The sequence below is a fragment of the Pseudomonas grandcourensis genome (assembly GCF_039909015.1).
GTDB classification, from domain to species: domain Bacteria; phylum Pseudomonadota; class Gammaproteobacteria; order Pseudomonadales; family Pseudomonadaceae; genus Aquipseudomonas; species Aquipseudomonas grandcourensis.
This window is the reverse complement of sequence record NZ_CP150919.1, coordinates 5,869,490-5,896,344: the sequence shown is the minus strand read 5'-3', so window position 1 is coordinate 5,896,344 and position 26,855 is coordinate 5,869,490. Positions and strand designations below refer to the sequence as shown.

Below are 26,855 nucleotides of genomic sequence, written 5' to 3'. Positions count from 1 at the left end.
TTTTTCGGGTGCCTTTTGTACCCACTGTCTATTTAACGATTGGATCAGAACATGACCAGGCAACAGCAAGTGGTGATTGTCGGCGGTGGGGTGATTGGATTGCTGACGGCCTTCAATCTCGCCTCCGAAGTGCAAAGCGTTGTGCTGCTGGATCGCTCGAGCGTCGGCCAGGAATCGTCCTGGGCCGGTGGCGGCATCGTTTCGCCGCTTTACCCGTGGCGCTACAGCCCGGCGGTCACCGCGTTGGCTCACTGGTCACAGGACTTTTATCCACAACTGGGCGAGCGCTTGTTTGCCGCCACCGGCGTTGATCCGGAAGTGCACACCACCGGTCTGTACTGGCTGGATCTGGATGACGAGGCTGAAGCGCTGGCGTGGGCCGCCCGGGAAAATCGCCCGCTCAGCGCGGTGGATATATCGGCAGCACACGACGCCGTGCCGGTGCTGGGCAGTGGTTTTTCCCGGGCGATCTACATGGCCGACGTCGCCAACGTGCGTAATCCGCGTCTGGTGAAGTCACTCAAGGCCGTATTGCTGGCTCTGCCGAACGTAACGATCCATGAGCAGTGCGAAGTCAGCGGTTTTGTTCGTGACGGCAACAAAATAGTCGGCGTGCAGACCTCCACAGGTACTGTTCCGGGCGATCAAGTCGTCCTGACGGCGGGGGCCTGGAGCGGTGATTTGCTCAAGAGTCTTGATCTGACGCTGCCGGTCGAGCCGGTGAAAGGGCAGATGATTCTCTACAAGTGTGCGGCGGATTTCCTGCCGAGCATGGTCCTGGCCAAGGGCCGCTATGCGATTCCCCGGCGCGACGGGCACATACTGATCGGCAGTACGCTGGAGCATGAAGGCTTCGACAAGACGCCGACCGCGTCGGCACTGGAAAGCCTGAAGGCGTCCGCGGTGGAGTTGATCCCGGCGCTGGCCGATGCCGAAGTGGTGGGGCATTGGGCCGGATTGCGCCCGGGATCACCGAAGGGTATTCCTTACATCGGCTCGGTGCCTGGGTTTGACGGGCTCTGGCTCAACTGCGGGCATTACCGAAACGGGCTGGTGCTGGCGCCGGCGTCATGCCAGCTGTTTGCCGATGTGATGCTGGGCCGGGCGCCGATTATCGATCCGGCGCCTTATGCGCCTGCTGGAAGACTTTAAAGCCTCAATCCAGTCCCAACTTCTTGAGCCGGTAACGCATCGACCTGAATGACAGGTTCAACCGCTGGGCCGCCGCTGTGCGGTTCCAGCGGGTTTCCTCCAGGGCCTGGAGCAGCAGTTGGCGTTCGACGTTTTCCAGGTATGCTTCCAGATTGTCGATCCGGGTCAGGTCCGGTACGCCACCCTCAGCCCCACAATTGCCTTCAGCCAGGCGCAGGTCGCCGGCTTCGATCTGTTTGTTCTCACACAAGGTGTGCGCCCGTTCGAGCATGTTTTCCAGTTCCCGCACGTTGCCCGGGAAGCGATAGCTTTTCAGCGCCTCGAGGGCTTGGGGGTGGAGTCTTGCCGCAGGCTGATCTGTATCGGCGGCCAGGCGCTTGAGTATGTGGCTGGTCAGCATTTCGATATCGTCACGACGCTCACGCAAGGGCGGCACCCGGAGTTCGATCACGTTCAAACGGTAGTAAAGATCATGACGAAATCGTCCGGCGGCGACTTCAGTGTCAAGGTTCTTGTGGGTGGCGCAGAGAATGCGCACATCCACCGCCATCTCCTGCTGCCCGCCGACGCAGCGTACGGATTTCTCCTGAATTGCTCGCAGCAGTTTGACTTGCATGGCCAGCGGCAGGTCGGCCACTTCGTCGAGGAGCAGGGTGCCGCCGTGGGCTGTCTGGAACAGGCCGGGTTTGTCTTCGATGGCGCCGCTGAAACTGCCTTTGCGATGGCCGAAAAACTCGCTCTCCAACAGTTCCGAGGGAATCGCCGCGCAGTTGATCGCAATAAACGGCTGATTGGCACGGGGGCTTTGATCATGGATCAGGCGCGCGACCAACTCCTTGCCGCTGCCGGACTCTCCGCTGATATATACCGTCGCATGGCTGCTGGCCAGTTTGGTGATGTGTTTGCGCAGGTTGCGCATGGGCAGTGAGTCGCCCAACAAGCGTCGATCGATGGCGACCCCTCGGGCAGGAACCAGCAGGGCGCTGGTGACCAGTTCGCGCAGGCGCGCAAGGTCCACCGGTTTGGTCAGGAAGTCGAACGCCCCGGCCTTGAGCACATTGATCGCGTTTTCGAGACTGTCATAGGCGGTGATCATCGCCACCTGGACCTGAGGGTGGCGTAGCTGGATGTGCTGCACCAGCTCCAGACCGGTACCGTCCGGCAACTGCATGTCGGTCAGGCATAGATCGAAGGTTTCGCGTTTGAGCAGAGATTGCGCTTCGCCGACATTGCGGGCGTTGAACGTCTCCAGCTTCATCCTGCCCAGGGTGATTTCCAGTAGTTCGCGAATGTCCGGTTCGTCATCGACGATCAAGACTTTTTGCCGTGGTCTCGTGTTCAACGTGGGTTCCGTCCGTGTGCATAGGTCATGCAAAAGCAGCCGCTTTCCTGGCGTGCCTTGAAGTCTAGGCGGGACAGAATGCTTTCGCCCGGCTGGCCGGACAGATAAAACCCCAGGCCCTTGATATGGCGGGCTGGGGCTTCATTTTTGAGTATTTCCAGTGATTTCAACTCGAGCCGTAGCGGCGGCATTTGCACGCGGTGCTGCAGATGCAGGACGTTTTCGATTACCCGGTTCATTCGCAGAGAGAGGTCTTGAATAATCTGAGTCAGACGTCGATCAACACCTTTCAGTTCCTTGGGGGCGCGCGATAGTCCTTAAACGGCTGCCATTTCTGCTCAAGTGTCAGCGGCCACTGGAGCCCTTGCCTTGCTCGAGATGAGCCTGGCTGCAATACCATTGCTGGTCGAGGCTCAGCGCGCGGTCACGGGGCAGGTGGACGCCGCAATGGGCGCAACGGACCATGGGCGCCGCTTCCCGCTCGGCAGGGGATCTGGGGGTGGAAGCCTGACCCTTGAACTTGCGCCAGAACCACACTGCAACGGCAATCAGGGCAATCCAGAACAATAAACGAAGCATGGTGAGCTGCTTTTCGACTGATGATCCGGCAGTTTAGCCAAGGACCTGACAGGCGCACAGTGTAATAAAGCGCTGAAATAAAAAAGGGAGACTCGAAAGTCTCCCTTTTTTCACAACCCGGGGTGTCAGTCGAACACGCCGAAGGTCATGTAGCTGAACCACGAACGGTCGCTGTTGTTGCCTTCCGCTTCGTGATTTTCTTCTTCGACCGCGTCGCCATTGTCGTCTTTAGGCTTGAGCTCGCTCGGGATGGCGTCCTTGGCGTCCTGGAATTGCTTCTGTACGTCCTGGTTGGCGCGGGTTTCGCCCGGTGGCAGCGGCGGACGGGACTCGATCAGGCCCAGGGTCGTCTTGCTCAGCCACGAACGGTTGTCGGCCTCGGCCACGGTCGGTACGAACTGACCGTCTACCAGCGTCGGGTGGTTCGGGTAGTTGAGCTTCAGTGTTTCCAGGCTGGTGGCGGCCAGTTCGTCCAAGTGCAGGCGCTGGTAGGCCTCGGTCATCACCGCCAGGCCGTCGCCGACCGAAGGGGTTTCCTGGAAGTTTTCCACCACGTAACGACCGCGGTTCGCGGCGGCGACATAGGCCTGACGGGTCAGGTAGTAATCGGCCACGTGAATTTCGTAGGCTGCCAGCAGGTTGCGCAGATAAATCATGCGCTGCTTGGCGTCTGGCGCGTAGCGGCTGTTCGGGAAGCGGCTGGTCAGCTGCGCGAACTCGTTATAGGAGTCGCGGGCGGCGCCCGGGTCACGCTTGGTCATGTCCAGCGGCAGGAAACGCGCCAGCAGGCCGACGTCCTGGTCGAAAGAAGTCAGGCCCTTGAGGTAGTAGGCATAATCGACGTTCGGATGCTGTGGGTGCAGACGAATGAAACGCTCCGCAGCGGACTTTGCAGCCTCTGGCTCGGTGTTCTTGTAGTTGGCGTAGATGAGTTCGAGTTGCGCCTGATCGGCATAGCGACCGAACGGATAACGCGATTCCAGAGCCTTCAGCTTGGCGATGGCACTGGTGTAGCTGCTATTGTCCAGGTCGGCTTGAGCCTGTTGGTACAGCTCGACTTCACTGAGGTTTTCGTCTACGACTTCCTTCGATGAGCAAGCAGCGGTCAATGCGAGGATGGCGATCAGCAGCAGGTGTTTCACTTGCATGGCGGCTTGCGTCCCTATGACGGCCGCTGTCTTGGGCGTGGCCGTCCTGTTATGATGAGCGCCCCGTTGAATAGCCTCGGGGCAAAAGACGCCGTATTTAACCACAAGCGCGCAGCCGAAACCAAAGGCTGTGCCGACGCCTAGTCTGAGCATGTCCGATAAAATTGAACTTCGCGCAGAGGTGCCGTCCGAATTGGGCGGCCAACGCCTCGATCAAGTCGCCGCACAATTATTCGCTGAGCACTCGCGCTCGCGCCTTTCCGCCTGGATCAAAGACGGCCGCCTGACTGTGGATGGGGCGGTTATCCGCCCGCGAGACATCGTCCACGGCGGCGCCATCCTTGAGCTGACTGCCGAGCAGGAAGCTCAGGGCGAATGGGTCGCTCAAGACATAGCCCTGGATATCGTCTACGAAGACGACGACATCCTCGTGATCAACAAGCCTGCGGGCCTGGTGGTGCACCCGGCTGCCGGTCATGCCGACGGCACCTTGCTCAACGCCTTGCTGCACCACGTGCCGGACATCATCAATGTGCCCCGCGCCGGTATCGTGCATCGCCTGGACAAGGACACCACCGGTCTGATGGTGGTGGCCAAGACCATTCAAGCGCAGACGCAGCTGGTTACACAGTTGCAGAGCCGCAGCGTCAGCCGGATCTACGAGTGCATCGTGATCGGCGTGGTGACAGCGGGTGGCAAGATCAACGCGCCGATCGGTCGTCACGGCCAGCAGCGCCAGCGCATGGCCGTGATGGAAGGTGGCAAGCAAGCCGTCAGCCATTACCGTGTGCTCGAGCGTTTCCGCTCCCACACTCACGTGCGGGTGAAGCTGGAAACCGGTCGTACGCACCAGATTCGCGTGCACATGGCGCACATCAACTACCCGTTGGTCGGAGATCCTGCCTACGGCGGTCGTTTCCGTATCCCGCCGGCAGCCAACCCGACCATGGTCGAATCGCTGAAAAACTTCCCGCGTCAGGCGTTGCACGCGCGTTTCCTGGAACTGGATCATCCGACCACCGGTCAGCGAATGAGCTGGGAATCGCCGTTGCCGGAAGATTTCGTCTGGTTGCTGACCCTGCTCAAACAAGATCGTGAGGCATTTATCGGATGAGTGACTGGCTGATTCCTGACTGGCCCGCGCCGGCCGGGGTCAAAGCCTGCGTCACCACCCGTGCGGGCGGCGTCAGTCTGGCGCCGTTCGACAGCCTCAACCTCGGTGATCACGTCGACGACAGCCCTGAAGCTGTTGCCGAGAATCGCCGTCGTCTTACCGATCATTTCTCCATTCAACCGGCCTGGCTGCAGCAGGTCCACGGCATTGTCGTGGCCCATGCCGATCCTGGCCGAGTGGATACGGCTGATGCCAGCTGGACATCAACGCCGGGCGTCGCCTGCGCTGCTATGACCGCCGATTGCCTGCCTGCGCTGTTTTGCGACCGTGCCGGCACTCGCGTAGCGGCGGCCCATGCCGGTTGGCGCGGGTTGGCTGCTGGCGTGCTGGAAGCCACCCTCGACAGTCTGGCGGTACCGCCTGCCGAGGTATTGGTCTGGCTCGGCCCGGCCATCGGCCCGCAAGCCTTTGAAGTCGGCCCGGAAGTGCGTGAAACCTTCGTGCAGCAGTTGCCGCAGGCGGCAGAGGCCTTTGTACCGAGCCAAAACCCCGGCAAGTTCATGGCCGACATCTATAGGCTTGCGCGTCTGCGTCTGGCAGCTCGCGGCGTCACCGCTGTGTATGGCGGCGGATTCTGCACCGTGACCGATCCGCGCTTCTTTTCTTACCGCCGTGCCCCTCGCACCGGCCGCTTCGCCTCCCTGATCTGGCTCGCCCGCTAAGCTACCCTGACCTGCATCAACGTCTCGACGCTTGAAACTCCCAGAATCGACCACATCTATGGTGGTATCTGGCAGGTTTCTTCATTCAGGATGTTTTATAGGTCCGGCCTGCTCAAAAGGAAGGTGACCCATGCGTATAGACCGTTTAACCAGCAAATTGCAGTTAGCGTTGTCCGATGCCCAATCCCTGGCAGTCGGCCACGATCATCCGGCCATTGAACCGGCGCACTTGATGCAAGCCTTGCTCGAACAACAGGGTGGCTCGATCAAGCCCCTGCTGATGCAGGTGGGCTTCGACATCAACAGCCTGCGTAAAGAGCTGACCAAAGAGCTAGACCAGCTACCGAAAATCCAGAACCCGACCGGTGACGTGAACATGTCGCAGGATCTGGCGCGTCTGCTCAATCAGGCCGACCGTCTGGCCCAGCAGAAGGGCGACCAGTTCATCTCCAGCGAGCTGGTGCTGCTGGCCGCCATGGACGAGAACAGCAAGCTCGGCAAACTGTTGCTCGGCCAGGGCGTGAGCAAGAAAGCCCTGGAAAATGCGATCAACAACCTGCGCGGTGGCGAAGCAGTCAACGACCCGAACCACGAAGAGTCCCGTCAGGCGCTGGATAAATACACCGTCGACCTGACCAAGCGCGCCGAAGACGGCAAGCTCGATCCGGTGATCGGCCGTGACGATGAAATTCGCCGGACCATCCAGGTGCTGCAACGTCGCACCAAGAACAACCCGGTGCTGATCGGTGAGCCTGGCGTGGGTAAAACCGCCATCGCCGAAGGACTGGCCCAGCGCATCATCAATGGTGAAGTGCCGGATGGCCTCAAGGGCAAGCGCCTGTTGTCCCTGGACATGGGGGCGCTGATTGCCGGTGCCAAGTATCGCGGTGAGTTCGAAGAGCGCCTGAAATCCCTGCTCAATGAACTGTCGAAGCAGGAAGGGCAGATCATCCTGTTCATCGACGAACTGCACACCATGGTTGGCGCCGGTAAAGGCGAAGGCTCGATGGATGCGGGCAACATGCTCAAGCCGGCCCTGGCCCGCGGTGAGCTGCACTGTGTCGGTGCGACCACGCTCAACGAGTACCGCCAATATATAGAGAAGGATGCGGCCCTTGAGCGGCGCTTCCAGAAAGTACTGGTGGACGAGCCGAGTGAGGAAGACACCATCGCCATCCTGCGTGGCCTCAAGGAACGTTATGAGGTTCACCACAAGGTAGCGATTACCGACGGCGCGATCATTGCCGCGGCCAAGCTCAGCCATCGCTACATCACTGACCGGCAGTTGCCGGACAAGGCCATCGACCTGATCGATGAAGCCGCCAGCCGCATCCGCATGGAGATCGACTCCAAGCCGGAAGTGCTGGACCGTCTGGAGCGTCGCCTGATTCAGCTGAAGGTGGAATCCCAGGCGCTGAAGAAAGAAAGCGACGACGCGGCGAAGAAGCGTCTGGAGAAATTGCAGGAAGAAATCGCTCGTCATGAGCGTGAGTACTCGGATCTCGAAGAAATCTGGAACTCGGAAAAAGCCGAAGTCCAGGGTTCGGCGCAGATCCAGCAGAAAATCGAGCAGTCCCGTCAGGAGCTGGAAGCGGCCCGCCGCAAAGGCGACCTGAACCGCATGGCCGAGTTGCAGTACGGGGTGATCCCGGACCTGGAGCGCAGCCTGCAAATGGTCGACCAGCACGGCAAGGCCGAAAACCAGTTGCTGCGCAGCAAGGTGACTGAAGAAGAGATCGCCGAAGTCGTGTCGAAGTGGACCGGTATTCCGGTGTCGAAAATGCTCGAAGGCGAGCGCGAAAAACTGATGAAGATGGAAAGCCTGTTGCACCAGCGTGTGATCGGCCAGGACGAAGCGGTGGTTGCGGTTTCCAACGCGGTGCGGCGTTCCCGCGCCGGGTTGTCCGACCCGAATCGCCCGAGCGGCTCGTTCATGTTCCTCGGCCCGACCGGTGTCGGTAAAACCGAGCTGTGCAAGGCGCTGGCCGAATTCCTCTTCGACACTGAGGAGGCGATGGTGCGGATCGATATGTCCGAGTTCATGGAAAAACATTCCGTGGCTCGCTTGATCGGTGCGCCACCAGGCTACGTGGGCTACGAAGAGGGCGGTTACCTGACCGAGGCCGTGCGTCGCAAGCCGTATTCGGTGATCCTCATGGACGAAGTCGAGAAGGCGCACCCGGATGTGTTCAACATCTTGCTGCAAGTGCTCGAGGATGGTCGTCTGACCGACAGCCACGGCCGCACGGTGGACTTCAAGAACACCGTGATTGTCATGACCTCCAACCTGGGGTCGGTACAGATCCAGGAACTGGTCGGTGACCGTGAGGCGCAACGCGCGGCGGTGATGGATGCGATTTCCAGCCACTTCCGGCCGGAGTTCATCAACCGGGTCGACGAAGTGGTGATCTTCGAGCCATTGGCGCGGGATCAGATCGCCGGTATTACCGAGATCCAGTTGGGGCGTCTGCGCAGTCGCCTGACAGAGCGCGAGCTGAAGCTTGAGCTCAGCCCTGAAGCCATGGACAAGCTGATCGCGGTCGGCTACGACCCGGTGTACGGCGCACGGCCGCTCAAGCGCGCCATCCAGCGCTGGATCGAGAACCCGCTGGCGCAGCTGATTCTGTCCGGTCGATTCATGCCGGGCGATACCGCTCATGGTGTGGTGGAAAACGACGAAATCGTCTTCGTCTGATCCAGAACCGCGGCAAAATCGAAAAGGCCTCGCATAACGAGGCCTTTTTTTCGTTAGGCTGTTGAACTCAAAGGAAAAGGCTTGTAAAGTGCGCCCCGCAGTCAGTCACCCGCCAGGGTTTCCGCTCCCCAAGCAGGAATCCAAAATAAGTTGCAAATCATTAACTTGAAAGCAATTTAGGGGGTTGACAGAGGTGCTGAAGATTGTAGAATAGCGCGCCTCAGACACACGAACGCAGCGATGCGAACGGGTCGAAGAGAACGCAGTAAAGCTTCAAAGTTGTAAATTGAAATGTGTAGTTCCGTGATAGCTCAGTCGGTAGAGCAAATGACTGTTAATCATTGGGTCCCAGGTTCGAGTCCTGGTCACGGAGCCAATTTCAAACCGGGGTATAGCGCAGTCCGGTAGCGCGCCTGCTTTGGGAGCAGGATGTCAGGAGTTCGAATCCCCTTACCCCGACCATTTTTGGGTCGTTAGCTCAGTTGGTAGAGCAGTTGGCTTTTAACCAATTGGTCGTAGGTTCGAATCCCACACGACCCACCATTTTTGAAACCAGTTAGCGCTGGAATCGAATCTTAAGATCAGAGGCCAAAAGCGCTGATCGAAGAAGGCGCCTTTCAAAGGTGCCTTTTTTTTACCGGGGTATAGCGCAGTCCGGTAGCGCGCCTGCTTTGGGAGCAGGATGTCAGGAGTTCGAATCCCCTTACCCCGACCATATTAAAAATCCTCGTATCGAAAGATACGGGGATTTTTTTTGTCCATAAGAAATTCCGGAACACCCTGAGCCAATGTGGGAGCGAGCTTGCTCGCGATAGCGGTCTGGCATTCAGTACATGTGTTGAATGTCAGGCCGTCATCGCGAGCAAGCTCGCTCCCACAGTGGTTGAGGTGTTAGTGCAGTTTCAGGCGTGGCTCGGTGCCACGCCCGATCTTGCTGCCCAGCATCAGCATCGCCGTGCGGAACGGCCCGTACAGCGCCATCTGGTGCATGCGGTACAGCGACACGTAGAACATCCGCGCCAGCCAGCCTTCGAGCATCACGCTGCCGGTGAGGTTGCCCATCAGGTTGCCCACAGCCGAAAAACGCGACAGTGAGATCAGCGAGCCGTAGTCGGTGTACTTGTACTCCGGCAGTGCCTTGCCTTCGATGCGCAGTTTCAACGATTTGGCCAGCAACGAAGCCTGTTGGTGAGCGGCCTGGGCACGTGGCGGCACATTGCGGTCGCTGCCCGGTTGCGGGCAGGCGGCGCAGTCACCGAAGGCGAAGATGTTCTCGTCACGGGTGGTTTGCAGGGTCGGCAGCACTTGCAGCTGATTGATGCGGTTGGTTTCCAGGCCGTCGATGTCCTTGAGGAAACCCGGTGCGCGAATCCCCGCGGCCCAGACCTTCAGGCTTGCGTTGATCACTTGGCCGTCGGCGGTGATCAGGCTTTCGGCCGTCACTTCGCTGACCGCAGCATTGGTCATGACGTTGACCCCGAGTTTCTCCAGGGTTTTATGCACAGGCCCGCCAATCCGCTCCGGCAGGGCAGGCAGCACCCGTGGTCCGGCTTCGATCAGGGTGATGTGCATGTTTTCCGGTTTGATCCGGTCCAGGCCATAGGCTGCCAATTCGTGGGCGGCGTTGTGCAGTTCGGCGGCCAGTTCGACCCCGGTGGCACCGGCGCCGACAATGGCCACGCTGATTTGCTCGATCGTGTCGGTCTGACCGGCGTGAGCGCGCAAATAGTGATTGAGCAGTTGCTGGTGGAATCGCTCGGCCTGTTTGCGGGTGTCGAGGAACAGGCAGTGTTGCGCCGCACCCTGGGTGCCGAAATCGTTGGTGGTGCTGCCGACGGAGATTACCAGCGAGTCGTAAGGCACTTCACGGGCCGGCACCAGCTCCACACCGGCTTCGTCATAGGTGGCGGCCAACTGGATTTTTTTCTTCGCGCGATCGAGCCCGCTCATGCGCCCCAGCTGGAACTCGAAGTGGTTCCATTTCGCCTGGGCAACATAGTTGAGTTCGTCTTCGGAAGAGTTCAGGGATCCGGCTGCCACTTCGTGCAACAACGGTTTCCAGATGTGGGTCAGGTTCGCGTCGACCAGCATCACACTGGCTGTGCCGCGCTTGCCCAGAGTCTTACCCAGACGGGTAGCCAACTCCAGACCGCCGGCGCCGCCGCCGACAATGACAATACGATGGGACATAAGGATAACTCGCAAGGCTAAAAGAAATCGGTACGGTTACCCAAGCGAGCGCAAGGCAGCTCATAGCGTCAGGTAACTGATAAGTCGGCTCAACAGGCCCAGACCAATGGTCACTGCCAATACCAGTACAAGGAGCATCCACGGCCGGAAAGGCCGGCGCTCGACTTGGTGCTGGGACAACTGCAGGTACTCTTCGACATGCTTTTGGTCGTCGGGGTTCAGGCGGCTGGTCATATCGGGCCTCGTCAGGAGTAGACGTTGCTGAATGTGTAGAAGCTACAGGGAAATTATTCAGCTGTGAACGGAGCTTAGCTGCTGACCGGGGAAAGGCTCGAGGCTCACAGGCTGATCCCGACGTCGAACACAATGCTGCGCCCCAGGTTGCTGCGCAAGAAGTCCGGCGCATCCGGGTGAGCGAACAGCACGCGGGCGAATGTCGGCCCAACCAATGACAGCGAACGCCAGCCCTGGCGCAGGTATTCGGTCGGCGGCGGGAAATGGCTGTTGAGGTCCAGCACTTCGCGTTTGAGGCTGGCGAAGGCAATGATGTCCAGCTCGCCCAAGTCCATGCCGCGCTCTTTGTAGTTGTGCGCTTTTTTGCGCAAGGTCGGCGCCAATCGCAGCAAGAACTCGTTGGCGGGGATGCGTCGTGGCTTGGCCTCGCGGCGCACCAGTTGGCTCAGGGAAAACGCGCTGCGTCGGCGTTGCAGTTCGTCGCGCCATTCATCGTTGAGGCGCCGGCCCTCGTCGAGCACGAAGAACACCTCGAAACTGGCATCACGAAACAACACATCCGGCGGCTCCCCGGCAGGGGCGAACTCATCGGCGCGATAGGGAATGTTCAAGCCTTGCAGCAGGCGCTGGCAAACCCAACGCTCACGCTCCCATTTGCGGGCATTGGACAGAAACGCGTTGGCTTGCTCGGCCGCGATGGTCAGCAGGCGTAAATAATCTGAGTCATCCATAGGCCCAAGCTTAGCGTTCAAATGTGATCGCAAAGAAGACAATTTGTCGGAGAGGCTCACAGCCTTCCGTTCCCATGCCCGTTCCAGGGCCCTGCACAAAACGGATAGTGATCTGCGCTCACTGGCTATTGCCACGTATCGGGCGCCTCTACCCTCGGCTGTACGGACGTAAGCCGTGTTACCGCCGCTCTAAAAAAACAACAACAAGAGATATATGCCATGCGCAAGATCGACGTACATGAGGTTATCGACAACGCTCGCTTCAACCGCTTTCACTGGGTGGTGCTGTTCTGGTGTGCCCTGATCATCATCTTCGACGGTTACGATCTGGTGATCTACGGCGTGGTCTTGCCGATGCTGATGAAAGAGTGGGGGCTCAGTCCTCTGCAAGCCGGTGCACTGGGCAGTTATGCACTGTTCGGCATGATGTTCGGCGCGCTGTTCTTCGGACCGCTGTCGGACAGGATCGGCCGCAAAAAAACCATCACGATCTGCGTGATGCTCTTCAGTGGTTTCACCGTGCTCAATGGTTTCGCCCGAAACCCCACCGAGTTCGGACTGTGTCGTTTCATTGCCGGTCTCGGCATTGGCGGCGTGATGCCTAACGTCGTGGCACTGATGAACGAGTACGCGCCGAAAAAAATCCGCAGCACGCTGGTCGCGATCATGTTCAGCGGTTACTCGGTGGGCGGCATGCTGTCCGCCGGACTGGGCATTGTGCTGATCCCGAGTTTCGGCTGGCAGTCGGTGTTTTACGTGGCGGTCCTGCCGTTGCTGTTGTTGCCGCTGATCATGTATTTCCTGCCCGAATCGGTGGGCTTCATGTTGCGTCAGGGGCGCAATGAAGAGGCTCGCAACATTCTTCAGCGGATTGATCCTGCCTACGTCGCGCAAACGTCCGATCAATTGCACATGGCTGAAGTGAAAGGCACGGGCACCCCGGTGTTGCAGCTGTTCCGTGAAGGCCGTGCGCTGCGCACGCTGATGCTGTGGCTGGCGTTTTTCTGCTGCCTGTTGATGGTGTACGCGCTGAGTTCCTGGTTGCCGAAACTGATGGCCAACGCCGGTTACAGCCTGGGTTCGAGCCTGTCGTTCCTGCTGGTGTTGAACTTCGGGGCGATCTTCGGCGCGGTCGGTGGCGGGGTGCTGGGCGACAAACTCAATCTGCCGCGGGTGCTGGCGGTGTTTTTCGCCTTGGCGGCGGTGTCGATCACCCTGTTGGGCTTCAACAGCCCGATGCCGGTGTTGTACCTGCTGATCGCCATTGCGGGTGCCACTACCATTGGCTCGCAGATTTTGTTGTACGCCTGCGCCGCGCAGTTTTATTCCATGACCATTCGCTCTACCGGCCTGGGCTGGGCCTCGGGTATCGGGCGCAACGGGGCGATCGTCGGTCCGCTGCTGGGTGGTGCCTTGCTCGGGATCAGCTTGCCCCTGCAACTGAACTTCATGGCGTTTGCCTTGCCCGGTGCGGTAGCGGCCCTGGCCATGACCGTGTTCGCCATCAGCAGCCGACGCAGCGCTGCTGGCGTCAACCCAGCGTTGTCAGCGACCGGTGCCTGAATCATGAAAGCGTTTTTCCAGGACTTCTCGTTGTCAGCCGCCGTGGCTGGATTCATCGCCACGGTGATTTCCTACGCCGGCCCGTTGGTGATCATCTTTCAGGCGGCAGAAGCGGCGCATCTTTCGCGGGAAGTGTTGTCGTCCTGGATCTGGGCGATCTCCATTGGCAGCGCCGTGCTCGGTATCGGTTTGAGCCTGCGCTACCGCGTTCCGGTGATCATCGCCTGGTCGGCGCCGGGCTCGGCGTTGCTGGTGACGCTATTACCGGACATCTCCATGGCAGAGGCGGTGGGGGCTTATCTGGTCAGCAGCCTGATCATTTTCGTGGTCGGCCTCTCGGGGGCTTTCGACCGGATCATCAGCAAGCTGCCCGCCGCCATTGCGGCGGCGATGCTGGCGGGGATCCTGTTCAGTTTCGGCACCGGCTTGTTCGTGTCGATGCAGCACAAGCCAGTGTTGGTCCTGGCGATGTTTGCCTGCTACCTGATCTGCAAGCGGGTGATGCCGCGTTATGCAGTGATGATGGTGCTGCTGGTGGGCTGTTCGATTGCCGCGTTCACCGGTGATTTGCATCGTGAAGCGCTGGTGATCGGCCTGGCCACGCCGGTGTGGATCACGCCCGAGTTCAGCCTGGGCGCGATACTGAACATCGCCTTGCCGCTGGTGATGGTGGCGCTGACCGGTCAGTTCGTGCCTGGCATGGCGGTGCTGCGCGCCAGTGGATATCCAACGCCGGCGAGCCCGATCATCGCCAGTAGCGCGCTGGGCACGGCACTGCTGGCGCCGTTTGGTTGCCATGGACTGAATCTGGCGGCGATCACCGCGGCGATCTGCACCGGTCGCGAAGCCCACGAAGATCCTCGCAAACGCTATGTGGCCGGGGTGGTCGGCGGCCTGTGCTACCTGCTGCTGGGGATCTTCGGCGCCACGCTGGTCTCGCTGTTTTCAGCATTCCCCAAAGAGTTGATCGCGGCGCTGGCCGGGCTGGCCCTGTTCGCCGCTATTGCCGGCGCGTTGACGGGCGCGATGGCGGTGCCGAGCGATCGTGAAGCCGCGCTGGTGACCTTTCTGGTCACGGCTTCGGGCATGTCGTTGTTCGGTTTGTCCGCGGCGTTCTGGGGGCTGATTTTCGGCATGGTCACCCATGTGCTGTTGAGCGCCCGTCGTCCCGTTCTCCCTCGCAAATCCACTGCAACTGAAGTCCTTCAACCAGTCGATCAATAACAATAAGAGAAAAACGATGAAACAGATTCTCCCAACAACCGGTTCGGCGTTGTCCCTGGCTGTCGTCTCGAGTTTCTCCACCGGCGCGATGGCTGCTGAAAAAGGCTTTATCGAAGACACCACCGCGACGTTGCAGGCGCGCAATTACTACTTCAGCCGCGACTATTCCGACATCGTCGGCGCCAACCAGCAATCGAAGGCTGAAGAGTGGGCCCAGGGTTTCATCCTCAACGTGAAGTCCGGATACACCCCGGGCACCGTCGGTTTTGGGGTGGACGTCATCGGCTTGCTCGGCCTCAAGCTTGACAGCGCCCCGGACCGGACCAATACCGGTTTGCTGCCGGTGCAGGGCGACGGCCGCGCGGCAGACGACTACAGCCGCCTGGAAGGCGCGTTGAAGATGCGCTACTCCAAAACCGAGCTGAAAGTCGGTGAGTTGCAACCCAATCTGCCGGTGTTGGCATTCAGCGATATTCGCCTGCTGCCACCGAGTTATCAGGGCGCAAGCATCACCTCCAACGAGATCAATGGCCTGACGCTGCAAGGTGGTCACTTGAGTTCGACCAGCCTGCGCAACGAGGCTGGCGACGAAAAGATGCAAGCGATGCTGGGACACGTGCCGCAGCGTCAGGTCAGCAGTGACGGTTTCAATTTTGCCGGCGCCGATTATGTCTTCAACGACAAGCGCAGTTCGGTCAGCGCCTGGTACGGGCAACTGGAAGATATCTACAACCAGCGTTTTCTGGGCTTAAAGCACAGTGAACCGGTGGGCGACTGGGTCCTCGGCGCCAACCTCGGTTACTACGATTCGCGCGAGGACGGCAAAAAACTGCTGGGCAACATCGACAACCAGGCGTTCTTCTCGTTGCTGTCGGCCAAGCGTGGCGGCCATACGTTTTACGTCGGCTATCAGGGCATGTTCGGCGACAGCGCGTTCCCACGGGTGTTCGCCAACATCTCACCACTGGGCAACGAAGTGCCGACCTACGAGTTCGCCTTCACCGATGAGCGTTCCTGGCAGACGCGTTACGACTACGACTTCGCGGCGCTCGGCGTACCGGGGCTGACCAGTACCGTGCGCTACATCAGCGGCAACAATGTCGATACCGGCAAGGGTTATGAAGGCAAGGATCGCGAGCGTGACCTGGATATCGGCTATGTGTTGCAGAGCGGCAGCCTCAAAGGTTTGGGCATTCGTGTGCGCAACGCGATGGCGCGCTCCAACTACCGCAGTGATATCGACGAGAACCGCTTGATCCTCAGCTACACGTGGACCTTGCTGTGAGCCCGGTGATCACAGGTTGCTGGTGCAATCACCCATGACGTCGTAGGTCACGCGGTGGGTCTGGCCCTGATGATCGACATACTCCATGGTCGCCGGTACCACCCCGCACGCGGTCGCGGTGTCGGACACAGAAACCACCTTGGCGATGTCCAGCGGCTGCGCCGGGTTGTACAGGACCGCGAGGGGCTCGTTGTCGGCGGCCATGGCCGAGGTGGCGATGACGGTCAGCAACAGGCTGATCAACGTTTTCATGTTGGCGTGCTCCGTGTCGGTTTCGATGTCTGAATTTTAGTCGTTGCCACCGACGGATAAAGGGGCGAACGGCGGATGCAGCCTTACATGAAACGTAACAATCACCGCTCGAAGGAGGCTTATGGATGTGCTTAACAACTTGCGCGTGTTCATCCGCGTGGTGGACTGCGCCAGTTTCACCGGGGCTGCCGATGCGCTGGATCTGTCGACCGCGCAGGTATCCCGATTGGTGGCGGATCTGGAGGAACATGTACAGGCGCGACTGCTGCAACGCACCACGCGGCGCTTGAGCCTGACCGATGCCGGCGAGCGCTTCCTGCTGCGCAGCCGGCAAATCGTCGAAGCCATGGATGAGGCGACGGCCGAGGCCCGTGGCGCTCATATCAATCCGGCCGGACGCCTGCGGGTGCACAGCATGAACGGCCTGGGTGTGCTGCTCACGCCGTTGATCGCCCGCTACAGCGAGCTTTATCCCGATGTGGTGTTCGAGCTGACCTTGTCGCAGCGCAATCCCGACCCGCTGGAGGAGGGCCACGATGTGGTGATTTCGATAGCGCCCGAACTGGCCGACTCGCAAATGGTTGCGCAAGCCATTGGGCAGATCTACAGCGTGCCTTGTGCTTCCCCGGCTTACTTGCAACGCCGGGGTGTGCCGCAGCAGCCGTTGGCGCTGAACGATCATCAATGCCTGCGCATGCTCGACCCGCTGTACAGCGATCAATGGCTGTTCCAGGACGAGCACGGCGAGCACTCCGTCAGCCCGGCCAAGACCTTTCAGTGCAATGTTGCCGAGTCGATGGTCAAGGCTTCGGAGGCGGGCATGGGCATCAGCCTGCTGCCGTTCTACACCGCGACGCGGCCCTTGAGCGACGGCACTTTGCTGCGCGTGTTACCGGCATGGCGCCTGCGCGAACGCAATGTTTATGCGCTGTATCCTTCGCGACGCTTTCTCGATGCCAAGGTCCGCACCTGGGTGGACTTTCTCAAGTCTGAGCTACCGAAGCTGTTCGCCGAACATGACGCGGTGATGAACGATCCGCGGCATTGGGCCTGAAGTCGAAGGGCCGGTGAGCGGCGGTGTAGACTGGGTGCCTGTTGTTCTTCGCCTGGGAGGCGCGCGTAGCCATGATCGGTGCAGAGTTGCTGTCATCGCAAAGCCTTGCGGTCGGCTGGCTGATCTATGTGCCGGTGTTGTTCTGGGCGATCTGTCGCACGCCGTGGGTTGAACTGTTCACCGACAGTCGACGTCAGCATCTGCTGTTTGGAACGGTGTTTGCGTTGTTTCTGTTGTGGCTGGTGCGGCGCGACTTTGATACCGGCGTGTCTTACCACTTCATCGGCATGACAGCGGTGACGCTACTGCTGGACTGGCCGCTGGCGCTGGTTGGCGGGTTGGTGGCGCAAACGGGGCTGGTGCTGCTCGGCCGACAGGACCTGGCGGCGGTCGGGGTCAATGGCGCGCTGTTGATTGCGCTGCCGGTACTGGTCACCGAGTGCTGCGCCATTCTGGTGGAGCGTGCTCAGCCGCGAAATCCCTTTGTGTATATCTTCGTGTCCGGTTTCTTTGCCGCCGCGCTGTCGGCGTTGCTGTGCCTGCTGCTGGGGCTGTGGTTGCTGTGGTTCGACGAGCGTTTCGAGATGCCGTATTGGCTTGAGGATTTTGTCGGTTACCTGTGGCTGATCATTTTCCCCGAAGCGTTTATCAACGGCATGATCGTCAGTGCGCTGGTCGTGTTTTGTCCGGAGTGGCTTGAGACGTTCAACCGCACACGCTACCTCTCGGCTCCCTGGAAGGACGACGATCCCAAGTCCTGATCCACATCAAAACCTGGAATCGCCCTCTCTATGGATCAGTGGCGCGGGTCGAAGTCGCCGCTGAACATCTCGTCCTCGGCATCGGGAGCCACTGGAATCTTGTGTTCTTCGGAAGCCCAGGCGCCCAGGTCGATCAGTTTGCAGCGGTCGGAGCAGAATGGCCGGAATTTGCTCTCGGCGGTCCATTCCACGGGGGCGCCACAGGTTGGGCATTCGACGGTTGTTGGTTGGCTCATGACTGGCCTCCACGCAAAGAAAGATAAAAGTGATGCAGGCGTTCGACCTCGCTGTGCAGCCAGGCAAGGTCGCGGTCATTGACCACGACGTCGTCGGCATGGCTCACGCGATCCTGACGGCTGGACTGGGCCTTGAGGATCGCCTGGACCTGCTGTTCGCTGGTCTGGTCACGTTGCAGGGTGCGTTCGATCTGCAATTGTTCGGGGGCATCGATCACTAGCACCCGTTGGGTCATGGCGTATTGCCCGGACTCGATCAGCAGCGGCGAAACCAGAATCGCATAAGGCGATTTTGCCAGCGCCAGGTGGTGAGCGATCTCCTCGCCGATCAGCGGGTGCAGGAGGGCCTCCAGCCAGCGGCGCTCTTCAGGCACCTCGAAGATCAATTTGCGCAGCGCGGCGCGGTCCAGTTGCCCGTCGGCCTGCAACACGCCGGCGCCGAAGTGCCCGGCGATTTTTGCCAGTGCCGGGCGGCCGGGTTCCACTACCCAGCGAGCGGCATGATCGGCGTCGACCACATGCACGCCCAGGTCGATGAAGTGTTGGGCGGCCGCACTTTTGCCGCTGCCAATGCCGCCGGTCAGGCCGAGAATCCAGGGTTTTTCCACAGGGCTATTCATTTCAAACCGACAAACTGCCAATAGAGGTCGGTTATTTGACCACCCCAGAGCAATGCAATCCAGCCGGCAATGGCCAGATAGGGACCGAAAGGGATCGGCGTCGAGGTTTTTGCATTGCGCCAGCGCAGTAGCACCAGCCCGATAATGGCACCCACCAGCGAGGACAGCAGGATAGTCAGCGGCAAAATCTGCCAGCCACCCCAGGCGCCCAGCATCGCCAGCAGCTTGAAATCACCGTAGCCCATGCCGTCCTTGCCCGTGATCAGCTTGAACAGCCAGAACACCGACCACAGCAGGCCGTAGCCGGCGATCGCTCCCCAAAGCGCCTCGTGCAACGACACGAACAGGCCGAAACTGTTGACGATCAACCCCAGCCAGATCAATGGCAGCACCAGTATGTCCGGCAATATCTGATGTTCGGCGTCGATGAGGCTCATCGCCAGCAGACCCCAGCTCAGGATCAGCATCAGGCCGGCCGGCCAACCGAAGCCGAAGTGCCAGGCAACAAACGCCGACAACAGGCCGCAGGCCAGTTCGGTCAACGGATAGCGCGGGCTGATCGCTGCCGCGCAGGCTGAACAGCGGCCGCGCAAAAACACATAACTGAGCAGCGGGATGTTTTCCCAGGCGCGGATTCGGTGACCGCAGTGCGGGCACTGGGAGTGGGGCAGCAACAGGTTGTAGGTCGGCAGCGGCGTTTCGCCAGGCAGCCCGAGAATGTCATGGGCCTGCTCGCGCCAGTCGCGTTCGAGCATTTTCGGCAGGCGCCAGATCACGACATTGAGGAAACTGCCGACCAGCAGGCCGGTGATGCCTGCAAGAAGGACAAAGGCCAGCGCAGAGTGAGTCAGGATTTCATTCAAGGGCATGTCAGATCGCTGAGCCAAGTTGGAAGATGGGCAGGTACATGGCAACTACCAGTCCACCGACGATAACACCCAGCACCACCATGATGAACGGCTCCATCAGGCTGGTGAGGTTATCGACCATGTTATCGACGTTGTCTTCGTAGAACCCCGCGACTTTGTCCAGCATAGCGTCCAGGGTGCCAGACTCCTCGCCGATGGCGGTCATTTGTATCGCCATGTTCGGAAAAACGCCGCTGGTGCGCATGGCGAAATTCAATTGCATGCCGGTCGAGATGTCCTGCCGGATGCGCAATACCGCGCGCTTGAACACGACATTGCCGGTCGCGCCGGCCACTGATTCCAGGGCCTCCACCAGTGGTACACCGGCAGCGAAAGTGGTCGACAGCGTACGGGCGAACCGGGCCACGGCGGACTTGTGCATCAGGGTGCCCACCAGCGGCAGTTTCAGCAGCCAGGTGTCCATTCGGTCACGGAAGGCCGGGGATCTCCTGAGGGCGTGGCGCACGCCGAATGCCATCGTGACCAGCGCGCCAAGGACCACCCACCACCAGGCCTGCATGAATTGCGACAGGCCAATGACCATCACGGTGAAGGCCGGCAGTTCGGCACCAAAGCCTTTGAACACCGACTCGAACTGCGGCACGACTTTGACCAGCAGAATCCCGGTGACGATCGCCGCGACGAACACCACCACCAACGGGTAGGTCATGGCTTTTCTGATCCTGGCCTTGAGGCTTTCGCTTTTTTCCTTGTAGGTCGCGACCCGCTCCAAAAGGGTGTCGAGGGCACCGGCCTGCTCGCCGGCATCCACCAGGTTGCAATACAGCTCATCGAAATACCGGGGCTTCTTGCGCAGGGCGGCGGCGAAGCTGCTGCCTGCCGCAACTTCCTGTTTCAGTTCGTCCACCAGCTTGCGCATGGCCGGGTTGTCGAAGCCTTCGCCGATGATGTCGAACGACTGCAACAACGGCACGCCGGCCTTCATCATTGTCGCCATTTGCCGGGTGAACAGGGCAATGTCCTGGGCCTTGATACGCTTGCCCATGTTGAAAACCGAATGGTTTTTCTTGCGGACCTTGCCGGGAGTGATGCCCTGTTTGCGCAGCTTCGCCTTGATCAGCGCCGGGTTTTGAGCGCTGAGTTCGCCGGTCACTTTTGTGCCTTTGCGGTCGATGCCTTCCCATGCATACACGCTGATTTTCGCTGCCTTGACCGCCATGTTCAGTCCTGGGTATCCCGATTGAATTGCTCTTATAGCCTAGTCAAGGGACGGGGCCAAACCCACCCGGGTGAGGTGACAAAAAACGTCAGATAGTGCTGGTCCACGTAGTAGGTAAGGGCTTTGCGACCACCACGCCCCCTGCCAACAGGGGCTTCTGGCCTTGGCACAGGCTGTGCTGCCATGGGGCAGGTCATGAGCCTTCGACTCATGCATGGAGCTTGTACATGAACAATCAGAAAGGTTTTACCCTGATCGAGTTACTCGTCGTGGTAGCGATCATCGGGATCCTGGCAACACTGGGCCTGCCGATGTATTCCAAGTATCAGGCCCGGGCCAAGGTCACGGCGGCGCTGGCCGAGCTGACGGCAATGAAGGTGCCGTTCGAGGATGTGATCAGCCAGGGGGAAACCCCGACAATTGCCAACGTGGCGCCCGCCGGCGAGACATCGACCAACCATTGCACCCTGTCAGTGACGGCTACAACGCCGGGGGCGGGATCCATCGTTTGTACGTTGCACAATGCCCCGGGGGTGATCCAGGGCAAAACCGTCACCCTGACACGGGACGAAGCCAAAGGCTGGTCATGTAAAAGCAGCGTTACCGACGACTACTTGCCTAAAGGTTGTTCCGGTTCTGCTGCATGAATTGCTGAATCAAGTCCCCGCTTTGGCGGGGATTTTCCTGTTTGTCGACCCGTCGTCAAATGCCGCAGGCAAAGCTCAGAAATTTCAGCATCTTAGGAACTTTCCATAAACCCGCAACTTGCATGCAGTGTTTGTGCTTCTCGTGCATTTTGCATGATTTCGAAAATTGGCTGATTCTGTAACTTGTTGATTAATAAGGTTTTACTTTCAGTTTCAAAGTTGGCACAGCGTTCGCAATATCCCAGGTAACCCTGCCGACAAGACACCCGGCAGACTTTCCGAAAAACAGGAGTTACTCGTATGAAGAAGTTCGCTATCACTGCCGCTGCTGCTACCGCGCTGACCCTGACCATGGCAAACGCGGCATTCGCCCAGACCACTCAAGCCACCCAGGCTCCAATGACCCTGGCGGCGGGTGAAATGACCAAGGCTACAGAAGCTACTTCCGATACCTGGATCACCACCAAAGTTAAAAGTGACCTGATGACTGAGAAAGGCATTCCAGGTACCGACATCAAAGTTGAAACCAACAAGGGTGTTGTATCGCTGTCGTCGACTGTCGCCGTTACTGAAGCTCAGAAAACGACTGCGGTGGCCATCACCAAGAAAATCAAAGGCGTCAAGGCGGTCTCCGCTGACGGCCTGAAAGCCCAGTAAGGCAAGGCTTCTCGCCTGGACCGGAGCCAAACGAATGTTGGCTACCACAGGCCCCGCGCATTTTTGCCGGGGCCTGTTTTATGTGGTGCGCTGAAAATAAATTGTGGGAGCGAGCTCGCTCCCACATTGAAGAGTGTTGACATGAATAGGGGGTGGGGTCAGTTTCCGCGTTTGCTGGTGATCTGTTTCAGCTGATTCCCTTCGAACCGCAAGTATTGATACATCCCGCCATTCGGTCCGTAGGTCCATTCCTCGACCTGAAACTCTTCGCGCCGATCTGCACTGCGCTTGTACCCCAGCAAGTCGCGACTGACCGGTTCCCCGCATTTCTGCAGGACCTCACTCGAGCGATCGCCGACGCTGATCAACTGGCTGCCACAGCGCAGGGTATCGGCCGCCCAGGCCTGACTGGCGGAGAGCGCCAGGACCAGGCCTGCCAGCCGCCGAATCATCACTCGGCGTCCAGATGCATCGGCGTCACCACGCGGCCGTCGCTTTGCGCCTCGCCCAGATTGGCGTCGATGAAGTACACCCGGTCATCTTCCAGTTGGGCCTTGTCGACCAGGTAATCCTTGATGCTGCTGGCGCGTTCCTGGCCCAGTTGACGCAACAGCACGTCGCTGGTACTCCAGAACTTGATCACCTCGGCACGCATTTTTGCGGTGCGCTCTTCCTTGCCCAGGTCCTTCCATTCGGCAGGGGGCTGAGTTTTCAGGCGGGTGCGGTAGATACCTTCAAGCAGCGGGCCTTTTTCCCCGTCCGGCACTTCCAGCAACGAAGCCTGGGCCGGGACTTTGTCACCGCGGCGCTGGAGCATTTTGTAGTAGTTGTACTGGTATTCACGCTCCAGGCGTTGTTCGGCGATCAGCGGGCCATCGCTGCTCTGGGCGGCGGTGCCTTCGATTTCCAGGCGCAGGGCCGGGCGTTCCTTGAGCGCCTTGGACAGTTTATCCAGGGCACCTTCGGCATCCTTGCCCAATTCGCTGGAGCCCGCTGCGAATGAAACGCTGCCCAGGTCTTCCGAACCACCACCGTTGACCAGCCCGCCAATGAGTTTGAACGGTGCTGCCGCGGCTTTGACGACCAGATTGCGCAGGGTCTGCCAGATAATCGGCATGACGCTGAACTGAGGGTTGTTCAGGTCGCCGGTGACCGGCAGTTCGATGGAGATCTTGCCATCGACGTCCTTGAGCAAGGCAATGGCCAGTTTCAGCGGCAGGCTCACGGCATCCGGACTGTCGACTTTTTCACCCAGTTGCAGCTGTTCGACCACTACTTTGTTTTCAGCTTTGAGCTGACCCTTGGTGATCTGGTAGTGCAGGTCGAGATTGAGCCGGCCCTTGCGGATACGGTAGCCGGCGAACTTGCCGGAGTAGGGCGTCAGTGTGGTCAGTTCCACGCGTTTGAAGCTGGTGGCGATGTCGAGGCTGGCCATCGGGTCGAACGGATTGACCGAGCCCTTGATGGTCACCGGCGCGTAGCGATCGACCTTGCCCTTGACGTCGACACTGGCCGGTTTCGGCTGGCGGCTGTCGATGGTGCCGATCTGCCCGTTGAGTTGCTGGATGGCGGTGGCGAAGTTCGGGGTCAGGCTGAAGTCGGCGAAGTTGGCCGAACCGTCATTGATGAATATGCCGCCGATGTGGATGCCCAGCGGTTTCTCTTTGCTGGCCGGTTTGCTGGCCGCCGGTTTTGCCCCGGAGTCCGCCGGCTGGGGAATCAGCAGGTCATCGATGTTGGTGGTGCGATCATCGTTGATCATGAAGCGCGCGTAGGGCTGCAACAGGTTGATCTTGTCGATCGACAGGCTGTCCCCATGCTGATAGTTCAGGCCTTCGACCACGACTTGTTGCCACTTGAGGAAGTCGCGGGTTTTCAGGGTGTCCAGGGTATGCAACTGATCGACCTGGGCGCGGCCAGTGACGTTGAACGCCAGGGGCTCGGTGCTTTTCAGGTTGACCGCCAGATCGCTGCCGAGCATGCCGCTTCGCAGTTCCAGGCGAATGAACGGTGTGATGTAGGACTGGGCGACCCGCAGGTCGATGTCCTTGGTCTGTACCTTCAGCCTGGCGCTGACCGGGGCCAGGTTGACCTCACCGTCGGCCATGATCCTGCCTTGCTTGCCCACGCCGCTATCGAGCTTGAGGGTAAAGGGTGAACCGTTGAGGCTGTCGAAGTTTTGCAGGTCGAGGTTCAGCGGAGCCAGATCCAGGGCGACGGCGGGTTGTGCCTTGCGGTCCGCCAGATGCACCTTGTAGTCGCGCAGTTGCACATCCTTGAGCAGCACCTGCCAGGGTTTGCCTGGGGCGGCCGGTTCAGGCTTGGGTGAGTCTGCCGCCGCCGGAGTGCTGGCCGGTTCGGCATCCGCCTTGGCTTTTGCGGTGGGTTTTGACGGTTGGCTGGCGAACAGTTTCTGCCAGTCGAGTTGGCCGTCCGATTCCAGCGCGGCCCAGGTTTCCAGTTTGTGGCTGCGGATCTTGCCGACCACCACTTGCTGCTTGGCCAGGTCCACGGTGGTTTCGCTGACGTCCAGGCGTTCGAGCTTTACCAGCGGCCGGCCATCCGGCGCCTTGATCGCAAAGGGGGCGATGCTGACCGCTACATTGTTCAGCAGCAGCTCGGTTTCCTTGGCCAGATTGAGTTTGTAGTCGGTGCTGATGCTCATGACGCCGTTTTCGAGGTCCAGTGGCACGGCATCGCGCACATAGGGCCAAAAGGCTTTCATCTTGCCATCAGTGATTTTCAACTTACCTTCGGAGGCGATCGGGATCAGGCTGAAGTTGCCGGTCCAGTCGATCTGTCCGCCATTGGGACCGACGGCCACCAGGGTCATGTCGGCGCTGTCATCGGGCAGGGTGCTGAGGTTCTTCAGTTCGAAATCGAGTGTGTCGTAGAGAAACTCGATGGGCTCGCTGGGCCGGGCATCTTCAAAATGCACGGCGCCGCCTGCCAGTTTGATCCGTTCGATGCGCAGCGGAAACGGCTTGGCGTTAGGGTCGGCCGGCGTGGGTTCGCTCGCTGGCAGTTTGAACAGCCCAAGCAGATTGAGTTTGCCGTCCTTGCTGAACAGGATTTCGGTCTTGGGCTTGTCCAGTTCGACATCGGACAGGTGCACCGCCTTGGTCCACAGGCTGTCGAATTGCAGGTTGGCGTACAAGCGCTCGAAACCGACCTGCTGCTTGCCGGGTTCGCCGATGTTCAAGCCCCAAAGGGTCAGTTCAAGGCTGAACGGATTGAATTCGATCCGCTGGATCGTGGCGGGTGTGGTGGCGTAGTTGGCCAGTTGCTGGTTGGCAACGCGCAATGCGACACCCGGTAAAATCAGAAAACCCAGCAAGCTGTAGAGGGCCAGAGCAGTCAACAAGGCGCCGAGGGCGCGAATCAATCCTTTGTACATGTGCGGCTTCATCTGTCTGAATCGGAGTGCCTTGGAGTATGGCATGCGTTTCCGGTTCCGAAGTGATCGGCCTGTTCATGAATTTTCAGATTTCTCTGACGCCGGTCAGAGCTGCAGAATCAGGGTTTTCAGCGGTGGTTGCTGATCCAGCGACGGGAAGTCGGCGCCTGGCTTCATCACGCTCCACTCACGCACCGGCCGCCCGGCCTTCTCCGCGCAACGCAAAACCTGCTCGCGCCAGTCGTCCATGCTGACTTTCGCCAGGTTGTTGCAGCAGATCAGCACGCCGTTGTCGGCGGTGGTCAACAGGGCCGGTTTGAGCAGGCTCTGGTAGTCGCGCAGCAGGTCGACGGTGCCGAATGCGCTCTTGGCCCAGGCTGGAGGGTCCAGCAGCACCAGATCGTACTGGCGCTGTTCCAGGCGCTGATAGCTCGGCAGTTTTTGCCCGCGGCGCTGGCTGATCGGCAGGCCGGCCAGTTGGCGAATGGCCGGGAAGTAGTCGGACTGGATAAATTCCATGGTCGGTAACTGCGGGTTGAGTTGGCCGTTCTCCCGCCCGACCGCCAGGTTGCCTTCGGCGAAGTCCAGGTTGCACACCTCCCGCGCGCCACCGGTGACGGCACTGAGGCCGACACCACAGGTGTAGGCAAACAGGTTCAGCACGCTTTTGTTCTGGCTGTGATCCTTGACCCAGCCGCGGGTGTTGCGCAGGTCGAGGAACAGCAGCGGGTCCTGTCCGGCATGGCGACCGCGCACCCGATAGTTCAGGCCCCATTCGTGGCCGACCAGGTCTTGCAGGGCGGCTTCGTCGGCGCGGTAGACGATGTCTTCACGATCGATGCGCGAGTTGCCACGGGAGCGGTCGTTGTAGACCAGCAGGGTTTCAAAACCCAGGTGTTGATTGATCGCTTCGTGCAGTTGCAGCAGCGTCTCGCGCTCCAGCGCCTGGTGGAAACTTTGCACCAGCAGTTGCGGGCCGTAGCGGTCGATGGTCAGGCCACCGGCGCCTTCCTGGCTGCCGTGGAACAGGCGATAGCAATCGGTACCTTGCTGGTGCAGTTCGGCGAGCAGGTCCTGGCGTTGATCGAGGGCGGCGCGCAGCGCCTGATTCAAGGAAGACATGCTGGGCGCCTTGCAGGAGGAGGGAATTTGGCGCGGGAGTTT

26 protein-coding genes and 4 tRNA genes are annotated in these 26,855 nt (G+C 59.8%); 15 read left to right on the top strand and 15 right to left on the bottom strand.

Going from position 1 to position 26,855, the window contains the following annotated elements:
• Positions 1 to 51: 51 nt before the first annotated feature.
• Positions 52 to 1,152 (top strand): glycine oxidase ThiO, encoded by a 1,101-nt coding sequence (gene thiO / locus AABM52_RS26465; protein ID WP_347909144.1) that lies wholly within the window; start codon positions 52 to 54, stop codon positions 1,150 to 1,152.
• Positions 1,153 to 1,156: 4 nt separating this feature from the next.
• Here the strand turns inward: thiO and AABM52_RS26460 are convergent, their stop codons facing one another.
• The 4 genes from AABM52_RS26460 to AABM52_RS26445 all read right to left on the bottom strand — a co-directional run bounded on the left by AABM52_RS26460 (position 1,157) and on the right by AABM52_RS26445 (position 4,221).
• Complete coding sequence (locus AABM52_RS26460) at positions 1,157 to 2,494, bottom strand: sigma-54 dependent transcriptional regulator (protein WP_347909142.1); 1,338 nt, start codon at positions 2,492 to 2,494, stop codon at positions 1,157 to 1,159.
• Positions 2,491 to 2,733: a hypothetical protein gene (locus AABM52_RS26455; RefSeq protein WP_347909140.1), complete on the bottom strand. Its 243-nt coding sequence runs from the start codon at positions 2,731 to 2,733 to the stop codon at positions 2,491 to 2,493. Before AABM52_RS26455 ends, AABM52_RS26460 begins: the two co-directional genes overlap by 4 nt.
• A 106-nt stretch (positions 2,734 to 2,839) precedes the next feature.
• Entirely contained in the window at positions 2,840 to 3,073 is a 234-nt protein-coding gene (locus AABM52_RS26450; RefSeq protein ID WP_347909138.1) for a PP0621 family protein, read from the bottom strand.
• 125 nt (positions 3,074 to 3,198) lie between these two features.
• Positions 3,199 to 4,221, bottom strand: coding sequence for an outer membrane protein assembly factor BamD (locus AABM52_RS26445; RefSeq protein WP_347909136.1), 1,023 nt, complete (start codon positions 4,219 to 4,221; stop codon positions 3,199 to 3,201).
• A 151-nt stretch (positions 4,222 to 4,372) separates the two neighbouring features.
• On the opposite strand from AABM52_RS26445, the gene rluD reads away from it, so the two are divergent.
• From rluD to AABM52_RS26410, 7 genes are all read left to right on the top strand, one after another.
• Complete coding sequence (gene rluD / locus AABM52_RS26440) at positions 4,373 to 5,335, top strand: 23S rRNA pseudouridine(1911/1915/1917) synthase RluD (RefSeq protein ID WP_008052092.1); 963 nt, start codon at positions 4,373 to 4,375, stop codon at positions 5,333 to 5,335.
• On the top strand, positions 5,332 to 6,057 hold the full coding sequence (gene pgeF / locus AABM52_RS26435) for a peptidoglycan editing factor PgeF (RefSeq protein WP_347909134.1): 726 nt from the start codon (positions 5,332 to 5,334) through the stop codon (positions 6,055 to 6,057). Before rluD ends, pgeF begins: the two co-directional genes overlap by 4 nt.
• Before the next feature lie 130 nt (positions 6,058 to 6,187).
• Positions 6,188 to 8,752, top strand: a complete 2,565-nt coding sequence (gene clpB / locus AABM52_RS26430) for an ATP-dependent chaperone ClpB (protein WP_347909132.1) — start codon at positions 6,188 to 6,190, stop codon at positions 8,750 to 8,752.
• Positions 8,753 to 9,052: 300 nt separating this feature from the next.
• Positions 9,053 to 9,128 (top strand) — tRNA-Asn (locus tag AABM52_RS26425).
• A gap of 9 nt (positions 9,129 to 9,137) precedes the next feature.
• Positions 9,138 to 9,214 (top strand) — tRNA-Pro (locus AABM52_RS26420).
• 5 nt (positions 9,215 to 9,219) lie between these two features.
• Positions 9,220 to 9,295 (top strand) — tRNA-Lys (locus AABM52_RS26415).
• 95 nt (positions 9,296 to 9,390) lie between these two features.
• Positions 9,391 to 9,467, top strand: a tRNA-Pro gene (locus AABM52_RS26410).
• A 176-nt stretch (positions 9,468 to 9,643) separates the two neighbouring features.
• On the opposite strand, the gene AABM52_RS26405 is transcribed toward AABM52_RS26410, so the two are convergent.
• The 3 genes from AABM52_RS26405 to AABM52_RS26395 form a co-directional block, all read right to left on the bottom strand.
• Positions 9,644 to 10,942 (bottom strand): NAD(P)/FAD-dependent oxidoreductase, encoded by a 1,299-nt coding sequence (locus AABM52_RS26405; RefSeq protein WP_347909130.1) that lies wholly within the window; start codon positions 10,940 to 10,942, stop codon positions 9,644 to 9,646.
• Between the two features lie 60 nt (positions 10,943 to 11,002).
• Complete coding sequence (locus AABM52_RS26400) at positions 11,003 to 11,176, bottom strand: DUF3094 domain-containing protein (RefSeq protein ID WP_007970531.1); 174 nt, start codon at positions 11,174 to 11,176, stop codon at positions 11,003 to 11,005.
• Positions 11,177 to 11,280: 104 nt separating this feature from the next.
• Positions 11,281 to 11,907, bottom strand: a complete 627-nt coding sequence (locus AABM52_RS26395) for a DUF1780 domain-containing protein (RefSeq protein WP_007970534.1) — start codon at positions 11,905 to 11,907, stop codon at positions 11,281 to 11,283.
• Between the two features lie 219 nt (positions 11,908 to 12,126).
• On the opposite strand from AABM52_RS26395, the gene AABM52_RS26390 reads away from it, so the two are divergent.
• The 3 genes from AABM52_RS26390 to AABM52_RS26380 are packed head-to-tail and all read left to right on the top strand — an operon-like array spanning position 12,127 to position 15,979.
• On the top strand, positions 12,127 to 13,470 hold the full coding sequence (locus AABM52_RS26390; protein ID WP_347909127.1) for an aromatic acid/H+ symport family MFS transporter: 1,344 nt from the start codon (positions 12,127 to 12,129) through the stop codon (positions 13,468 to 13,470).
• Positions 13,471 to 13,473: 3 nt separating this feature from the next.
• Positions 13,474 to 14,694 (top strand): benzoate/H(+) symporter BenE family transporter, encoded by a 1,221-nt coding sequence (locus AABM52_RS26385; RefSeq protein ID WP_347909125.1) that lies wholly within the window; start codon positions 13,474 to 13,476, stop codon positions 14,692 to 14,694.
• A gap of 16 nt (positions 14,695 to 14,710) precedes the next feature.
• Positions 14,711 to 15,979 (top strand): OprD family porin, encoded by a 1,269-nt coding sequence (locus AABM52_RS26380; RefSeq protein WP_347909123.1) that lies wholly within the window; start codon positions 14,711 to 14,713, stop codon positions 15,977 to 15,979.
• 9 nt (positions 15,980 to 15,988) lie between these two features.
• On the opposite strand, the gene AABM52_RS26375 is transcribed toward AABM52_RS26380, so the two are convergent.
• Positions 15,989 to 16,231 (bottom strand): DUF2790 domain-containing protein, encoded by a 243-nt coding sequence (locus AABM52_RS26375; RefSeq protein WP_347909121.1) that lies wholly within the window; start codon positions 16,229 to 16,231, stop codon positions 15,989 to 15,991.
• Between the two features lie 121 nt (positions 16,232 to 16,352).
• Here AABM52_RS26375 and AABM52_RS26370 point away from each other — a divergent pair, with 121 nt between their 5' ends.
• On the top strand, positions 16,353 to 17,285 hold the full coding sequence (locus AABM52_RS26370) for a LysR family transcriptional regulator (RefSeq protein ID WP_347909119.1): 933 nt from the start codon (positions 16,353 to 16,355) through the stop codon (positions 17,283 to 17,285).
• A 71-nt stretch (positions 17,286 to 17,356) separates the two neighbouring features.
• Complete coding sequence (locus AABM52_RS26365) at positions 17,357 to 18,046, top strand: energy-coupling factor ABC transporter permease (protein ID WP_347909118.1); 690 nt, start codon at positions 17,357 to 17,359, stop codon at positions 18,044 to 18,046.
• 35 nt (positions 18,047 to 18,081) lie between these two features.
• Here AABM52_RS26365 and yacG read toward each other — a convergent pair whose 3' ends face one another.
• The 4 genes from yacG to AABM52_RS26345 are packed head-to-tail and all read right to left on the bottom strand — an operon-like array spanning position 18,082 to position 20,990.
• A complete protein-coding gene (yacG, locus tag AABM52_RS26360) occupies positions 18,082 to 18,282 on the bottom strand; it encodes a DNA gyrase inhibitor YacG (RefSeq protein ID WP_007970539.1) in 201 nt (66 codons plus the stop codon).
• A complete protein-coding gene (coaE, locus tag AABM52_RS26355) occupies positions 18,279 to 18,902 on the bottom strand; it encodes a dephospho-CoA kinase (protein WP_347909116.1) in 624 nt (207 codons plus the stop codon). Before coaE ends, yacG begins: the two co-directional genes overlap by 4 nt.
• The gene (locus AABM52_RS26350) at positions 18,899 to 19,771 is read right to left on the bottom strand and encodes an A24 family peptidase (protein ID WP_347909114.1); all 873 of its coding nucleotides are present in this window, start codon (positions 19,769 to 19,771) and stop codon (positions 18,899 to 18,901) included. Before AABM52_RS26350 ends, coaE begins: the two co-directional genes overlap by 4 nt.
• Position 19,772: 1 nt before the next feature.
• Complete coding sequence (locus AABM52_RS26345; RefSeq protein WP_347909112.1) at positions 19,773 to 20,990, bottom strand: type II secretion system F family protein; 1,218 nt, start codon at positions 20,988 to 20,990, stop codon at positions 19,773 to 19,775.
• A gap of 227 nt (positions 20,991 to 21,217) precedes the next feature.
• Between AABM52_RS26345 and AABM52_RS26340 the strand changes: the two genes are divergently transcribed.
• Together AABM52_RS26340 and AABM52_RS26335 are read left to right on the top strand one after the other, a co-directional pair.
• On the top strand, positions 21,218 to 21,637 hold the full coding sequence (locus AABM52_RS26340; RefSeq protein WP_347909110.1) for a pilin: 420 nt from the start codon (positions 21,218 to 21,220) through the stop codon (positions 21,635 to 21,637).
• 300 nt (positions 21,638 to 21,937) lie between these two features.
• Entirely contained in the window at positions 21,938 to 22,294 is a 357-nt protein-coding gene (locus AABM52_RS26335; RefSeq protein ID WP_347909107.1) for a BON domain-containing protein, read from the top strand.
• Between the two features lie 158 nt (positions 22,295 to 22,452).
• Here the strand turns inward: AABM52_RS26335 and AABM52_RS26330 are convergent, their stop codons facing one another.
• From AABM52_RS26330 to AABM52_RS26320, 3 genes are read right to left on the bottom strand one after another with little or no spacing between them, the layout of a single operon-like run.
• A complete protein-coding gene (locus tag AABM52_RS26330; RefSeq protein WP_347909105.1) occupies positions 22,453 to 22,746 on the bottom strand; it encodes a DUF2845 domain-containing protein in 294 nt (97 codons plus the stop codon).
• Positions 22,746 to 25,736, bottom strand: coding sequence for a DUF748 domain-containing protein (locus AABM52_RS26325; RefSeq protein WP_347909103.1), 2,991 nt, complete (start codon positions 25,734 to 25,736; stop codon positions 22,746 to 22,748). The genes AABM52_RS26330 and AABM52_RS26325 overlap by 1 nt, the downstream gene beginning before the upstream one ends.
• A gap of 60 nt (positions 25,737 to 25,796) precedes the next feature.
• Positions 25,797 to 26,813: a class I SAM-dependent methyltransferase gene (locus AABM52_RS26320; RefSeq protein WP_347909102.1), complete on the bottom strand. Its 1,017-nt coding sequence runs from the start codon at positions 26,811 to 26,813 to the stop codon at positions 25,797 to 25,799.
• Positions 26,814 to 26,855: the final 42 nt, after the last annotated feature.

What these genes read in the sequence shown, in the direction of transcription:
- AABM52_RS26345 (WP_347909112.1), bottom strand. Translation starts at nt 20,990, where the DNA reads ATGGCGGTCAAGGCAGCGAAAATCAGCGTGTATGCATGGGAAGGCATC.
- AABM52_RS26450 (WP_347909138.1), bottom strand. Translation starts at nt 3,073, where the DNA reads ATGCTTCGTTTATTGTTCTGGATTGCCCTGATTGCCGTTGCAGTGTGG.
- AABM52_RS26370 (WP_347909119.1), top strand. Translation starts at nt 16,353, where the DNA reads ATGGATGTGCTTAACAACTTGCGCGTGTTCATCCGCGTGGTGGACTGC.
- AABM52_RS26445 (WP_347909136.1), bottom strand. Translation starts at nt 4,221, where the DNA reads ATGCAAGTGAAACACCTGCTGCTGATCGCCATCCTCGCATTGACCGCT.
- coaE (WP_347909116.1), bottom strand. Translation starts at nt 18,902, where the DNA reads ATGAATAGCCCTGTGGAAAAACCCTGGATTCTCGGCCTGACCGGCGGC.
- AABM52_RS26340 (WP_347909110.1), top strand. Translation starts at nt 21,218, where the DNA reads ATGAACAATCAGAAAGGTTTTACCCTGATCGAGTTACTCGTCGTGGTA.
- pgeF (WP_347909134.1), top strand. Translation starts at nt 5,332, where the DNA reads ATGAGTGACTGGCTGATTCCTGACTGGCCCGCGCCGGCCGGGGTCAAA.
- AABM52_RS26395 (WP_007970534.1), bottom strand. Translation starts at nt 11,907, where the DNA reads ATGGATGACTCAGATTATTTACGCCTGCTGACCATCGCGGCCGAGCAA.
- thiO (WP_347909144.1), top strand. Translation starts at nt 52, where the DNA reads ATGACCAGGCAACAGCAAGTGGTGATTGTCGGCGGTGGGGTGATTGGA.
- AABM52_RS26400 (WP_007970531.1), bottom strand. Translation starts at nt 11,176, where the DNA reads ATGACCAGCCGCCTGAACCCCGACGACCAAAAGCATGTCGAAGAGTAC.
- AABM52_RS26455 (WP_347909140.1), bottom strand. Translation starts at nt 2,733, where the DNA reads ATGAACCGGGTAATCGAAAACGTCCTGCATCTGCAGCACCGCGTGCAA.
- AABM52_RS26390 (WP_347909127.1), top strand. Translation starts at nt 12,127, where the DNA reads ATGCGCAAGATCGACGTACATGAGGTTATCGACAACGCTCGCTTCAAC.
- clpB (WP_347909132.1), top strand. Translation starts at nt 6,188, where the DNA reads ATGCGTATAGACCGTTTAACCAGCAAATTGCAGTTAGCGTTGTCCGAT.
- AABM52_RS26325 (WP_347909103.1), bottom strand. Translation starts at nt 25,736, where the DNA reads ATGCCATACTCCAAGGCACTCCGATTCAGACAGATGAAGCCGCACATG.
- rluD (WP_008052092.1), top strand. Translation starts at nt 4,373, where the DNA reads ATGTCCGATAAAATTGAACTTCGCGCAGAGGTGCCGTCCGAATTGGGC.
- AABM52_RS26335 (WP_347909107.1), top strand. Translation starts at nt 21,938, where the DNA reads ATGAAGAAGTTCGCTATCACTGCCGCTGCTGCTACCGCGCTGACCCTG.
- AABM52_RS26320 (WP_347909102.1), bottom strand. Translation starts at nt 26,813, where the DNA reads ATGTCTTCCTTGAATCAGGCGCTGCGCGCCGCCCTCGATCAACGCCAG.
- AABM52_RS26350 (WP_347909114.1), bottom strand. Translation starts at nt 19,771, where the DNA reads ATGCCCTTGAATGAAATCCTGACTCACTCTGCGCTGGCCTTTGTCCTT.
- AABM52_RS26365 (WP_347909118.1), top strand. Translation starts at nt 17,357, where the DNA reads ATGATCGGTGCAGAGTTGCTGTCATCGCAAAGCCTTGCGGTCGGCTGG.
- AABM52_RS26380 (WP_347909123.1), top strand. Translation starts at nt 14,711, where the DNA reads ATGAAACAGATTCTCCCAACAACCGGTTCGGCGTTGTCCCTGGCTGTC.
- AABM52_RS26385 (WP_347909125.1), top strand. Translation starts at nt 13,474, where the DNA reads ATGAAAGCGTTTTTCCAGGACTTCTCGTTGTCAGCCGCCGTGGCTGGA.
- AABM52_RS26330 (WP_347909105.1), bottom strand. Translation starts at nt 22,746, where the DNA reads ATGATTCGGCGGCTGGCAGGCCTGGTCCTGGCGCTCTCCGCCAGTCAG.
- AABM52_RS26405 (WP_347909130.1), bottom strand. Translation starts at nt 10,942, where the DNA reads ATGTCCCATCGTATTGTCATTGTCGGCGGCGGCGCCGGCGGTCTGGAG.
- AABM52_RS26375 (WP_347909121.1), bottom strand. Translation starts at nt 16,231, where the DNA reads ATGAAAACGTTGATCAGCCTGTTGCTGACCGTCATCGCCACCTCGGCC.
- yacG (WP_007970539.1), bottom strand. Translation starts at nt 18,282, where the DNA reads ATGAGCCAACCAACAACCGTCGAATGCCCAACCTGTGGCGCCCCCGTG.